The organism is Cupriavidus alkaliphilus (genome assembly GCF_014191175.1).
Lineage (GTDB): Bacteria > Pseudomonadota > Gammaproteobacteria > Burkholderiales > Burkholderiaceae > Cupriavidus > Cupriavidus alkaliphilus.
Window position 1 is genome coordinate 198,391 of sequence record NZ_JACHWE010000002.1, and the last position, 11,995, is coordinate 210,385.

General features: G+C 67.9%; 11 protein-coding genes. 4 read left to right on the forward strand and 7 right to left on the reverse strand.

The window, feature by feature from the left end:
- Nucleotides 1-176: 176 nt before the first annotated feature.
- The 3 genes from FHX60_RS07555 to hppD all read right to left on the reverse strand — a co-directional run bounded on the left by FHX60_RS07555 (nt 177) and on the right by hppD (nt 4,136).
- Nucleotides 177-1,373: an amino acid aminotransferase gene (locus FHX60_RS07555; protein WP_112775132.1), complete on the reverse strand. Its 1,197-nt coding sequence runs from the start codon at nt 1,371-1,373 to the stop codon at nt 177-179.
- Between the two features lie 106 nt (nt 1,374-1,479).
- Nucleotides 1,480-2,874 (reverse strand): amino acid permease, encoded by a 1,395-nt coding sequence (locus tag FHX60_RS07560; protein WP_092312764.1) that lies wholly within the window; start codon nt 2,872-2,874, stop codon nt 1,480-1,482.
- A gap of 182 nt (nt 2,875-3,056) precedes the next feature.
- A complete protein-coding gene (hppD, locus tag FHX60_RS07565; protein ID WP_183282963.1) occupies nt 3,057-4,136 on the reverse strand; it encodes a 4-hydroxyphenylpyruvate dioxygenase in 1,080 nt (359 codons plus the stop codon).
- A 237-nt stretch (nt 4,137-4,373) separates the two neighbouring features.
- On the opposite strand from hppD, the gene FHX60_RS07570 reads away from it, so the two are divergent.
- The gene (locus tag FHX60_RS07570) at nt 4,374-4,847 is read left to right on the forward strand and encodes an Lrp/AsnC family transcriptional regulator (RefSeq protein WP_025581629.1); all 474 of its coding nucleotides are present in this window, start codon (nt 4,374-4,376) and stop codon (nt 4,845-4,847) included.
- Nucleotides 4,848-4,857: 10 nt separating this feature from the next.
- On the opposite strand, the gene FHX60_RS07575 is transcribed toward FHX60_RS07570, so the two are convergent.
- Nucleotides 4,858-6,816, reverse strand: a complete 1,959-nt coding sequence (locus FHX60_RS07575) for a PAS domain-containing hybrid sensor histidine kinase/response regulator (RefSeq protein WP_183282964.1) — start codon at nt 6,814-6,816, stop codon at nt 4,858-4,860.
- A 493-nt stretch (nt 6,817-7,309) separates the two neighbouring features.
- Here FHX60_RS07575 and FHX60_RS07580 point away from each other — a divergent pair, with 493 nt between their 5' ends.
- From FHX60_RS07580 to FHX60_RS07590, 3 genes are all read left to right on the forward strand, one after another.
- Complete coding sequence (locus tag FHX60_RS07580; RefSeq protein ID WP_092312752.1) at nt 7,310-7,933, forward strand: response regulator transcription factor; 624 nt, start codon at nt 7,310-7,312, stop codon at nt 7,931-7,933.
- A gap of 1 nt (nt 7,934) precedes the next feature.
- Nucleotides 7,935-8,663 (forward strand): Hpt domain-containing protein, encoded by a 729-nt coding sequence (locus FHX60_RS07585; RefSeq protein ID WP_311728128.1) that lies wholly within the window; start codon nt 7,935-7,937, stop codon nt 8,661-8,663.
- Between the two features lie 195 nt (nt 8,664-8,858).
- Nucleotides 8,859-9,365 carry a hypothetical protein gene (locus FHX60_RS07590; protein ID WP_183282966.1) on the forward strand — a complete coding sequence of 169 codons (507 nt, stop codon included), beginning with the start codon at nt 8,859-8,861 and terminating at the stop codon, nt 9,363-9,365.
- A gap of 25 nt (nt 9,366-9,390) precedes the next feature.
- Here the strand turns inward: FHX60_RS07590 and FHX60_RS07595 are convergent, their stop codons facing one another.
- The 3 genes from FHX60_RS07595 to FHX60_RS07605 all read right to left on the reverse strand — a co-directional run bounded on the left by FHX60_RS07595 (nt 9,391) and on the right by FHX60_RS07605 (nt 11,946).
- Nucleotides 9,391-9,990 (reverse strand): TetR/AcrR family transcriptional regulator, encoded by a 600-nt coding sequence (locus tag FHX60_RS07595; RefSeq protein WP_183282967.1) that lies wholly within the window; start codon nt 9,988-9,990, stop codon nt 9,391-9,393.
- A gap of 116 nt (nt 9,991-10,106) precedes the next feature.
- On the reverse strand, nt 10,107-11,009 hold the full coding sequence (locus FHX60_RS07600) for a patatin-like phospholipase family protein (RefSeq protein WP_183282968.1): 903 nt from the start codon (nt 11,007-11,009) through the stop codon (nt 10,107-10,109).
- Nucleotides 11,010-11,214: 205 nt separating this feature from the next.
- The gene (locus tag FHX60_RS07605) at nt 11,215-11,946 is read right to left on the reverse strand and encodes a YceH family protein (RefSeq protein ID WP_183282969.1); all 732 of its coding nucleotides are present in this window, start codon (nt 11,944-11,946) and stop codon (nt 11,215-11,217) included.
- Nucleotides 11,947-11,995 lie beyond the last annotated feature (49 nt).

An 11,995-nucleotide genomic window follows, 5' to 3' on the forward strand; every position in this document is an offset into this window, starting at 1 on the left:
CGCGGGCGGTACGGCAACGCGGTGCGGCAAGCGTCAAAAACGCCACGCGGTGCGTGTAGAAATTACGCTGGAAAATACGTACCGCGATACGTGCGGCGGTACGTGGCAGCGAAACCTGGCGCCGCAAACAAAAAACGGCGCCCGGAGGCGCCGCCATGAGGCTATGCAGGCCGGGTTCAGCCCTTCAGCACGCTGCCGATGGCCTTGGCCACGATGCCGACATTGCGCTCGTTCAGGCCGGCCACGCACATGCGGCCCGAGCGCAGCAGGTACACGCCATGCTGCTCGCGCAGCCTTTCGGCCTGGTCGGCGGTAAGGCCGGTGTAGGTGAACATGCCGCGCTGGGTCAGGTAGCGCGACAGCGCCTCGCCGCTGACATGGTCGCGCAGGTGGTGGTGGATGGCCTCGCGCATGCGCGCGATGCGGCCGCACATCTCGGCCAGTTCCTGTTCCCACAGCTGGCGCAGTTCGGGCGTGGTCAGCACCTTGGCCACCACGCGCGCGCCGTGCGTGGGCGGGTTGCTGTAGTTGGCGCGCACCGCGCCGGTCAGCTGGCCCAGCACGTTCGATGCCTCGGCCGCGGTGTTGCAGAACACGCTCAGGCCGCCGCAGCGCTCGCCGTACAGCGAGAAGTTCTTCGAGAACGAGTTGGCCACCAGGCAGGGCACGTCCTGCGCCACCAGTTCGCGGATGGCGAAGGCGTCGTCTTCCAGGCCGGCGCCGAAGCCCTGGTAGGCCATGTCGACGAACGGCAGCAACTGATTGGCCTTGAGCAGCGCGATCAGCTGGCGCCACTGGTCCTGGTTCAGGTCCACGCCGGTCGGGTTGTGGCAGCAGGCATGCAGCAGCACGATGCTGCCGGCCGGGATCGCGCGCAGCGCGTCGATCATGGCGTCGAACTTCAGGCCGCCGGTGGCGTCGTCATAGTACGGGTAGGTATTGACGGTGAAGCCGGCGCGCTCGAACACCACGCGGTGGTTTTCCCAGCTAGGGTCGCTGATCCACACCTGCGCCTGCGGGTAGTAGCGCTTGAGGAAATCGGCGCCCACGCGCAGCGCGCCCGATCCGCCCAGCGTCTGCAGCGTGGCGATGCGGCCGGCGGCGCGCGCCGGCGAGTCCTCGCCGAACACCAGTGCCTGCACGGCGTTGCGGTAGGCCGCCAGGCCCGACATCGGCAGGTAGGGGCGCGGACCCATGTCGGCCAGCAGCGCGGCCTCGGCCTGTGCCACGGCCTGCATCACCGGCAGGCGGCCGTCGTCGTCAAAGTAGATGCCGATGCTCAGGTTGACCTTGTCGGTGCGCGGGTCGCGCTGGAAGTCCTCGTTGAGCGAGAGGATCGGATCGCCGGGAAAGGCCTCGATGTGTGCGAACATGGGATGCGATGGAGTTGGGTCGGGGGCGGCTGCCGCGGCGCAAGACGCCGCGCAGCCCGGGATTTTAACCGGCGGCGCCCGCCGCCTGCGGGCGCCGCCTGGCGGCTCAGCGCAGCTGCTGCGCGGCCACGCCGGCTTGCAGCGCGGCGCCGGCCTTCTTCTGGCGCACCAGGTAGCTTACGCCGAGCACCACCAGCCACACCGGGATCAGGTACACCGAGAGGCGCAGGCCTTCGGTCAGGTACATCACCACCAGGATGCCGGCCAGGAACACCAGGCACAGGTAGTTGGTCAGCGGATAGCCCCAGCTCTGGAACGCCGTGGCCTGGCCGGCCTTGCGCTTGTCGGCGCGGAACTTCAGATGGATCAGGCTGATCATGGCCCAGTTGATGATCAGCGCCGACACCACCAGCCCCATCAGCATCTCGAATGCCTTGCCCGGCATGAAGTAGTTGATCACCACGCAGGCCGCGGTCGCCACCGCCGAAAACGCCAGTGCTGTCAGCGGGATGCCGCGCTGGTTGACCTTGAGCAGCGCCTTGGGCGCGTTGCCCTGTTTGGCCAGGCCATACAGCATGCGGCTGTTGCAGTACACGCCGCTGTTGTAGACCGACAGCGCCGCGGTCAGCACCACCACGTTCAGCACGTTGGCCACCCAGTTGCTGTTCAGCGCATGGAAGATCAGCACGAACGGGCTGCCGCCGGTGACCACGTTCTCCCACGGGTACAGCGACAGCAGCACTGCCAGCGCGCCCACGTAGAAGATCAGGATGCGGTAGATCACCTGGTTGGTGGCCTTGGGAATGGTTTTCTCGGGCGAGTCCGCCTCGGCCGCGGTGATACCCACCAGCTCCAGGCCGCCGAACGAGAACATGATCACCGCCATGGCCATCACCAGGCCGCCCATGCCGTTGGGGAAGAAGCCGCCGTGCTGCCACAGGTTGGCCACGCTGGCCTGCGGGCCGGCGTTGCCGGACAGCAGCAGGTAGCCGCCGAAGCCGATCATGCCGATGATCGCCGCGACCTTGATGATCGAGAACCAGAATTCCATCTCGCCGAAGGACTTCACGCTCGCCAGGTTGATCGCGTTGATGATGACGAAGAACGCCAGCGCCGAGACCCAGGTGGGAATCTCCGGCCACCAGTACTGCACGTAGATGCCGACGGCGGAGAGTTCCGCCATGCTCACCAGGATGTACAGCACCCAGTAGTTCCAGCCCGACAGGAAGCCGGCGAAGTGGCCGCAGTACTTGTCGGCAAAGTAGCTGAACGAGCCGGCGACGGGCTCGTCCACCACCATCTCGCCGAGCTGGCGCATGATGAAGAAGGCCACGATGCCGGCGATGGCATAGCCCAGCAGGACCGAGGGCCCCGCCATCTTGATGGTCTGGGCGATGCCCAGGAAAAGTCCGGTGCCGATGGCGCCGCCCAGCGCGATCAGCTGGATGTGCCGGTTCTTCAGCCCGCGCTTGAGCGAGCCGTCGTTGTTGCTGGAATGCATGCAGTGTTTCCTCTACCCATTCTCATGGAATGCGGGCCCGCGTCTCTGGCTTTTGTCGGAGTCGGACGCTTGGGCCTGGGGGTCGTCGCCGCGCGCGCGGCAGGGTGTCTGCCGCGCGGGGCGTGCGCGTTGCCGGACCGGCGCGCCGACGAAGGCGGCCGGTCAGGGCAGGCCGATGCCGGTCAGGCCTCGACCTTGAGCGTGCCGCGTTCGATCTGGTCGCGTTCCAGCGACTCGAACAGTGCCTTGAAGTTGCCTTCGCCGAAGCCTTCGTCGCCCTGGCGCTGGATGAACTCGAAGAACACCGGGCCGAGCGCAGTCTTGGAGAAGATCTGCAGCAGCAGACGGGGCTTGCCGCCTTCGGTGGTGCCGTCCAGCAGGATGCCGCGCGACTTCAGTTGCTCGACCGGCTGGCCGTGGCCGGGCAGGCGGGTGTCGAGCGCCTCATAGTAGTAGTCGTTCGGCGCGGTCATCAGCGGCACGCCGGCCAGCTGCAGGCGGTCGATGACCTCGATCAGGTTGTCGGTCAGGAAGGCGATGTGCTGGATGCCCTCGCCGTTGAAGGCCATCAGGAACTCTTCGATCTGGCCGGCGCCCTTGGACGATTCCTCGTTCAGCGGAATGCGGATCTTACCATCCGGCGCGGTCATGGCCTTGGAGGCCAGGCCGGTGTACTCGCCCTGGATGTCGAAGTAGCGGATTTCGCGGAAGTTGAACAGCTTTTCGTAGAAATTGGCCCAATAAGCCATGCGGCCACGGTAGACGTTGTGGGTCAGGTGGTCGATCAGCTTGAGGCCGTGGCCGATCGGGTGGCGGTCGACGCCCTCGATGAACTCGAAGTCGATGTCATAGATCGACTTGCCTTCCTCGAAGCGGTCGATCAGGTACAGCGGCGCGCCGCCGATGCCCTTGATCGCCGGCAGGCGCAGCTCCATCGGACCGGTCGGGATTTCCACCGGCTGCGCGCCCAGTTCCAGAGCGCGGGCGTAGGCCTTGTGCGAATCCTTCACGCGAAAAGCCATGCCGCAGGCGCTCGGGCCGTGCTCGGCGGCAAAGTAGGCGGCGTGGCTGTGCGGCTCGCGGTTGACGATGAAGTTCACTTCGCCCTGGCGGTACAGCACCACGTCCTTGGAGCGGTGCTTTGCCACCAGCGTGAAGCCCATCTGCTCGAACAGCGGCTCAAGCAGGTTGGGGGTGGGCGAGGCGAATTCCACGAATTCGAAGCCCATCAGCTGCATCGGATTGTCAAACAGGTCGGCCATGGCTTTCTCGGTAAGAACGTAGGGGCGGGAAATAATATTGTGGCTTCAGCACTTGCTTGCGCAGTCGCGCCGGGGCCAGCCGGCTCGGCACCAGACCCGTGATGGCATGGGTTTGCGGTGCGCTTGCTTGGGATGCAGTGTATATTCGGGGCGGCAAAATTGGATTTCGTAAAACAGGCAGGGAAACCCTAGATTATGAAATTTGATTTCCTGAATACCTGAAATGAGGAAACCGAAGTGCAATCAATCGAGCTGGACCGCACCGATCGCCGCTTGCTCGGGGTGCTGCAGGAGAACGGGCGGGCATCCAACCTGGAACTGGCCGAGGCCATCGCGCTGTCGCCGGCGCAGACCTTGCGGCGCCACCGCCGGCTGGAAGAAGCCGGGCTGGTCAAGCGCTACGAGGCGCGGCTGGATGCCGCGGCGCTGGGCTTCGGCGTGGTGGCCTTTATCCACGTGACGATGGAGCGCGGACATATCCGCGACCTTTCCAACTTCAAGCGCCTGGTGGCGGAACTGGCGCAGATCCAGGAGTGCTTCTCGGTGACCGGCGATATCGACTACGTGCTGAAGGTGGTCGCGCGCGACCTGAAGTCTTTGTCCGATTTCCTGCTGGATACCCTGATGCGTATTCCCGGCGTCAGCGGCGTGAAGTCGAGCGTGTGCCTGGACGAGATCAAGTGCACCAGCGCGGTGCCGATGGAGCCCTGAAGCGGGCCGGTCAGTCCTCGGGCAGATCAATGCGGTCGCACTGCACGTTCATCGCGCGGCAGACCGCGCACCACGATGCCCGCGCGCCCGGGGCGGCTTCGCAGCGGGAGTTGCCGCCGGTCACCGTGCCGCCGGGCGGCGCCGGGTCTTGCCCATGGGCGGGGCCGGCGGGTTCCGGCTGCGGCGCCCTGGACGGCGGCGGCCGGCCGCCACAGGCCTGCGCCACGGCGGCATCGAGCGCCTGCAGGCCCACCGGCTTGACCACCACGGCGTTCATGCCCGCGGCCAGGGCCGCGGCGTGGTCGCCCGCCATGGCACTGGCGGTGCAGCCTACGATGGGGATGCAGCGGTGGGCGTCGTCGCGGGCTCGCACCGCGCGCGTGAAGGCCAGGCCGTCCATCACCGGCATGGCGCAGTCGCACACGATTACATCGAAGCTGCCGCGATCCAGCGCGGCCAGGGCTTCGCGGCCATCGTGCGCCGTGCTGACGCGGTGGCCCAGGTGTTCCAGCTGGCGTTGCAGCAGCAGGCGGTTGGGGGCGTGATCGTCGATCACCAGGATGCCGGCGTTGCGTCGCGGGCAACCGGCCATGGGCAACGGCGGCGCCGGCTCGGCCGCTTCGGCCGGCTGCGGCGCGCTGGCGATGGCCAGCGGCAGCGACACCGCCATGCGTGTGCCCCGGCCCGGCTGGCTGGTCAGCGTGATGCGGCCGCCCATGGCCGTGGCCAGGCGCCGGCAGATCGCCAGCCCCAGCCCGGTGCCGCAGGCATGGGTGCGCGCGCAGCCGTGCGCCTGCTCGAACGGCTGGAACAGCCGGGCCTGGGCCTCGAGGGGAATGCCGACGCCGGTGTCGGAAACGGTCAGCACGACGTGCTGGACGCCGTCGCAGGGCGCCTGCGCATCCAGGCGGACGTGGACCGTGCCGCGGTCGGTAAAGCGCACCGCATTGGACACCAGGTTGGCCAGGATCTGCCGCAAGCGCAGCGCGTCGACCTGATGCAGCGGCGCCAGAGCGGCGCTGACGCCGCTGGTCAGGGGCAGGCCTTTTTGCGCGGCCACGGGCCCGAAGATCAGCAGGGTATCGTCGACCAGCGCTGACAGCGACGCGGGCGCCGGATGGATGCTGAACTTGCCCGCCTCCAGCTTGGACAGGTCGAGGATGTCATCGATCAACGCCAGCAGCCCCAGTGCCGACTTGTGCGCGGTGACCAGCTGCAGCCGCTGCTCGTGCGGCAGATGGCTTTGGGCCAGCGTCAGCTCGAGCATGCCGGTGATGGCATTCATCGGCGTGCGGATCTCGTGGCTGACCGACGCCAGGAAAGCGGACTTGGCGCGGTTGGCGGCTTCGGCCTCGGTCTTGGCCTGGGCCAGCTCGGCCAGCATCTGGTGGCGCTCGGTCAGGTCGACGCAGCCGCCGGCCAGGCCCTTGACGGTGCCGTCGGCGCCGCGCAGCGGGGTCAGCCAGTTCAGCACATGCAGGGTGCGGTCGCCCAGGCGCAGGCATCGGTCCGCGCGCAGCGGCGCGCCGTTGTCGATGACCTGGCGGTAGTCGTGCGCCAGTTCCGCGATGTCGAGGGCAAGGGGGTGTGACGCCTGCAGGGCGTCCAGCGGCTGCCCCAGCAGGGTGCCGCGCGTGGCGCCCAGCAGTTCCTCATAGCTGCGGTTGCAGGCGACGAGCCGCAGCCGGGCATCGCGCAGATAGACCGGCTGGGGAATGCCATCGAGCAGCGCGGTCTGGATCGCGACGTGGTCCTTCAGGGCGGTTTCCGCGGCCCGGCGCCGGCGCACCTCGCGGTACAGCGCGATGATCCACGCCAGCAGGCATGGCGTGAGGACGCACAGCACCCCGGTGGACCAGCCCAGCAATTGCGCATGCGAATCCGGCGCTGGCACCTGGGCCGACGCCGCCACGGTTGCCGCCAGCGCTGGGGTCACCGCGCCCTGCGACAGGACGATGGCCAGGGCCATGGCGCACGCGAGCCGCCGCGCACGCGCGCTCCGGGTCCGTGCCGGGGCCCGGGCGGGTTGGGTGGCATCGACAGCGGCACGAAGCGGGCGCGTGGTGACGGGCGGCGAAACAGAAGAGAGCGGACGGAACGGCAAGCGGGTTGGCGAGGTCGGTGAAGTGTTTTCACTCTAGGGGCGCGGGCCCGCCAACTCATTAGGACGAATCTGAAATTGATACGGAAATTTCGAAATCGCGGGCACTTTGCCGTCGGTCACGCCACATATAGAACACAATCTGGGCCCGCTTGCGGCGCGATGGGGAGCATGACGGCGGCACTGCAATGCCAGCACGTTTGCGGTGCATCACATGAACGGCGCCGCCGCTATGGCAAGCGCGCCCTTTCGGAAGAAACCACCCGTGCCTCGGAAATTTCTGGTTTCGTAAGGCGTAAAGGCTTAGCACAATGATGTGCCCGCTCGCGCGGAAAACGCGATGTTTGCAACGGAGTACAGCTTGACCACAATCCTGATCGTCGATGACCACCCGCCCGTGCGCGCCGTACTCAAGACGCACTTTTCCCAGGTGCTGGGCGTCACCCACGTGCTCGAGGCGGACAATGGCCAGGCGGCCATCGAGATCGTGCGGCAATACCTGCCCGACGTGGTCATCCTGGATCTGGATATTCCCAAGATCAACGGGCTGGACGTGATTCCGCGTCTCAAGGCCAGCCATCCCACGGTGCGCATCCTGGTCATCTCGGGCCAGGACCAGAACGTCTTCGCACCCCGCGCGCGCCATGCCGGCGCCCACGGCTTTGTCAGCAAGACGCAGGAACTCGCCGAAATCGTGCGGTGCACGGAGTCGGTGCTGGCGGGCTATACGGTGATGCCGGAGATCGACCACGGCAAATCCGGGCTGGCTGACGAAGCCGAGCGCCTGGCCTCGCTGTCGGACAAGGAACTGGTGGTCATGCAGATGCTGGCGCGGGGCATGTCGAACAAGGAAATCGGGCAGGTACTGTTTATTTCCAACAAGACCGTGAGCACGCACAAGACCCGGGTGATGGAAAAGCTGGGCGCAAAATCGATTGTCGATGTCATCGATTTTGCGCGGCGCCACCATATTGCGGTGGGATAGCGTGCACGCCGCCGAAGCGCAGTCCCGCCCCCGGGCCCTGTTGCTGGCACCCGCCGGCGACCCGGGCTGGTTGGCGGATGCCGCGCGCATCCTGCGGGACCTCGGCTTCGTGGTGCAGATCGGCGTAAGCGCGCCGGTGGCGGATATGGCCGCCGATGTCGACCTGGTGATGGCGAGTGCCGCTGCCGGCGTGCCATCCCCGCTGCAGGCATGGCGCGCCCGCGGCGCGGTCTGCGCCATGGTGTTGCCGCCGGGCGCGGTGCCGGCGGCTGGCGCAGACGCCGGCGTGGCCACTCTGCCTACGCCGGTCACCGAAGCGACGTTGCTCGCCATGCTGGCCGGCCAGCACTACGTGGCGCTGTCCGCGCGCGAGGCCGCCGGCATCGCCGGGGCCATTGCCGCGCAGACCTTCGGCAATCCGGCATTCGCCAGGGAACTGCTGGATGCGCTGGTGAGCTCGACCCGCGATGACCTGGCGCAACTGCGCCGGGCCGGGCCCGACCTGGAAACATTACGGGGCGTCGCGCACCGGCTCAAGGCCTCTGCCCACTACATCGGCTGCCATGCGCTGCGGCTGACGGCGCAGCGGCTCGAGCATGCCGCCCGCGATGGCGATGCAGCCACGGCCGCGGCGCTGGCAGCGATCGTGGCGCCAACGGCGGCACGGCTGCTCGGGCTGCTGGCCAGCCTGGCTTCCGCAAATCATGCCGATAACGCCCGCGAAAAATAGCACAGCGGGAATACACCGAATTGGCGCGATGCCGGCGCTTGATTATTCTGGTGCATTGAATGGAAATAAGGCGTGCATTATTGATTATCAGGAATAAATCACGCCGATTTATTTTGTCCGGGACTGGTTGAATGCCGGATGCTGCCGGGCCTTTGCCGGCTGTGGCTTCAGGCATTTACGGGGAGGAGGGCAGGGATGGCCCATATCATGGCGTCAATGCCGGAGTCGGCGGTCTATTTCCACCTGGCCGCGGTGGCGCTGCTGCTGCTGGGACTGGCTGCGTTCCGCGCGGTGGCTTATGTCATAGCCTCGCCGCATGGGCGCCCGGCGCGTGCCCGGCGCATGCTGCTGGTCAGCGCCGGCCGCGTGCTGGCGGTCGGCGCGATCTGGACCGCCATCGTCTACGGCCACGGCGTTACCGAGCGGGCCGGCGCGCACAACTGCCGCCGGGTGCCGGCCGTCGATGCCGCGGCCCGCTACGCCGCCGAATACTGCTACCTTGGCGGCGAGCGGATCTTGCTGCGGATCTACGGCGCCGAACGCGACCGGGTGCTGGCCCATCGCACCTTCACCAGTACCGGGCCGGTGCGGCTCAGCTGGGACGGGCAGGCGGTGGTATTCGACCCGGCTGCGCCGGGCCGCAAGGGTCGGCTGGCATTGCCGCCCGCGCTGCACGACCGGCTGCTGGCGCGGCTGCCTTGAGTGTGCAATCGCGCAGGTCAGCGCGCTAGCGCGGCTGCTCCAGCATGCGGGCCAGCACCGCGTCCAGGCCGTCGGGCCGTGGCAGCTGCGCGATCAGCCAGCGCACGGCCTCGGACAATTGCTGCGCGTCATAGTCCGGCGCGAAGCTGTGCAAGGTGGCGCCGTGCAGGAAGCAGCGCAGCGCCAGCCATTCCGGCTGGGGCGGTGCGTCCGGCGGCTGGCCGAACAGCCGTTGCGGCACCGCCGCCAGCGGTTCGTGCACGGCGCGGGCAAGGCGGATGTCGCCGCGCGTTGCCATCCACACCTCCAGGATCGCCAGCGAGGCATGCCGTCGCGGCCGGTTTGCCAGCACATGCAGCATCAGGTGCATGCGCAGTGACGGGCCCAGCGGCCCGAGCGCTGCCAGGCGGTCGGCTTCGCGCTCCAGCAGCGACTTCAGCATGACCGGCAGCAGGTCGTAGCGCCCTTCCGGAAAGTGGTGGCGCAGCGAGCCGCGGCTGGTGCCCGCCAGCTCGCACACGCGCGCTTCGGAAAAGGCCGCGTAGCCTTGCTCGATGAGCAGGGTCGCGGCGGCGTCGATCAGGGACTGGCGGGTACTGGCGCTGCGTTCGGCTTGGCTGGGCATGGGCCGGATTGTAGCAATCGCGCGGGACGGCTTTCCTCGGCCACGGTACGGCGGCGCTTGGGTCCAACGCGAAAATGCAGGCCCGCGCAGCGAACCTTCGGCGCACAGCAGGGGCTTCAGTGCGGCGCTGCCGCCGGAATGTCGGCACTGCAGCTCGGTGCCGTCTCGTCGTGCGAATGCGGGGCGAGGGCGCCGGGAATGCGGGGGGTGTCGAGGCCCTTGCCACGCAGCCACTCGGCCGTGGTAGCGGCGGCGCGGTCGATCAGTTCGCCGCAGCGGGAGTAGTCGTAGGGCGAGATATCGAGCGGGCACAGCGGTGGCACCACGCTGATCTGCGCCTGGCTGGCGAAGTGCTGCAGATCGTGCACCAGCTGGCGCGCCACCAGCAGCGAGAGCGCGTTGAACGCATGCTCCAGCGCGCCGCGCGGCGGGCGGCGCTCGGCGCAGGTAAAGCCCGCCGGCAGCACGATCACGCGGGTGGCGCCGAGGCCGATCGCGGTCGACACCGGCGTATTGTTGGCCACGCCGCCGTCGATCAGGGTACGGCCCGCCAGCCGCACCGGCGGAAACACGCCGGGAATGGCGGCGCTGGCCAGCACCGCGTCGACGATGCTGCCGCTGGACAGCACCACTTCGTCGCCGCTCTGCATGTCGGTTGCCACCACGTGCAGCGGCAGTTCGGCGGCCTCCAGGTTGCGCGGCCCGAAATGCCGCGCCAGCAGGCTGCGCAAACCCGTCGCCTCCACCAGGTGGCCGCGGCCGCCACCGAACATGTTCCAGACACTGCGCCAGCTCCACGGCAGGATGTCCGTGCGCCGGATCGCGCGCCACAGCGCGTCGAGCCGCTGCGCGCCGTCCACGCCCGGGTTGCAGGCAAAGTAGGCGCCGTTGATGGCCCCGGCCGACGCGCCGATCACGATGTCCGGCGTCACGCCCCAGGCCGCCAGTTCACGCAGCATCCCCACCTGGATCGCACCCAGGCTTCCGCCGCCGGCGAATACAAAGGCTGTCTTGTCCATGGCTGCGGCGGTCTCCCCTGGCTTGTCGGCGTCTTGTGCAAAAGGATAGGCGACGTACGGGCCATCCGACAGTCCGGCCTGCCACCGCGGCGGGCGCGTTTTTTGGCTTAATAGTGCAATTAACCGCCATGAGTTAGCCCCGCCCGCGGGCTTGGGCGCCCGCAAGGGCGGGGCAGCGGTTGCGGCGGGGTGGTGGTACCGGGGATCAGTCCAGGAACTCGTCGGCGGAGATGCCGAGCTGAGCGGCCATGTGTTCGACCAGGCCTTGCAGCCTTGCCACTTTCTCGGTCAGCGCCTGTTGCTCGGCGCGCAGCTGTTCCAGTTCGGCCGACGGTGCGGCGTCGCCGTCGGCGCCGCGCCCGCTGTCTTCTGCGGCCGCCGCGGCGCTGGCTTCGCCGCTCAGCAGATGCATCCAGCGGTTCTCACGGGCGCCGGGGGCGCGCGGCAGGCGCACTACGCGCGGCGGCGTCTGGCTGGCCAGCTCGTCGAGGAAGGCCTCGACCGAGGAAATGTCGGCAAAGCTGTGCAGGCGCGCGGTATTCAGGCGCAGTTCGGCGGCCGTTTGCGGCCCGCGCAGCAGCAACATCGCCAGAAGAGCGACCGACTGGCTCGGCACGCCGAGCGCGCGCTGCATGTTGTGCTCGAAGCGCGGCACGCGGCTGCTGCTGCCTTCGAAGACCAGGCTCAGGCCCTTGAGGCCGTCGATGGCCTCAAGGATTTCAGCCTCGCTGACATTCATCACCGGCGCGCGCGCGGTCTTCTGGTTGCAGCCCGAAGCCAGCGCGTTGAGCGACAGCGGGTAGGTATCGGGTACGGTGTGCTGCTTTTCGACCAGCACGCCCAGCACGCGGCCTTCGACTGGCGTGAGGGCGCGCAATGCCGGGCGCGCGGGACGGTCGTTGGGCGGGGTCGGATCGGATTCAGGAGTGGCTGGCATCAAGTCTTCAGTGTTTTGACAGTGGTGGCGCCGGTACCGGCTGGCCGGA

Excerpts from the sequence above, each read along its gene's own strand:
- FHX60_RS07575 (WP_183282964.1), bottom strand. The coding sequence starts at position 6,816 with ATGGCCCTGGCCATCGTCCTGTCGCAGGGCGCGGTGACCCCAGCGCTG.
- FHX60_RS07560 (WP_092312764.1), bottom strand. The coding sequence starts at position 2,874 with ATGCATTCCAGCAACAACGACGGCTCGCTCAAGCGCGGGCTGAAGAAC.
- FHX60_RS07555 (WP_112775132.1), bottom strand. The coding sequence starts at position 1,373 with ATGTTCGCACACATCGAGGCCTTTCCCGGCGATCCGATCCTCTCGCTC.
- hppD (WP_183282963.1), bottom strand. The coding sequence starts at position 4,136 with ATGGCCGACCTGTTTGACAATCCGATGCAGCTGATGGGCTTCGAATTC.
- FHX60_RS07605 (WP_183282969.1), bottom strand. The coding sequence starts at position 11,946 with ATGCCAGCCACTCCTGAATCCGATCCGACCCCGCCCAACGACCGTCCC.
- FHX60_RS07595 (WP_183282967.1), bottom strand. The coding sequence starts at position 9,990 with ATGCCCAGCCAAGCCGAACGCAGCGCCAGTACCCGCCAGTCCCTGATC.
- FHX60_RS07600 (WP_183282968.1), bottom strand. The coding sequence starts at position 11,009 with ATGGACAAGACAGCCTTTGTATTCGCCGGCGGCGGAAGCCTGGGTGCG.
- FHX60_RS07590 (WP_183282966.1), top strand. The coding sequence starts at position 8,859 with ATGGCCCATATCATGGCGTCAATGCCGGAGTCGGCGGTCTATTTCCAC.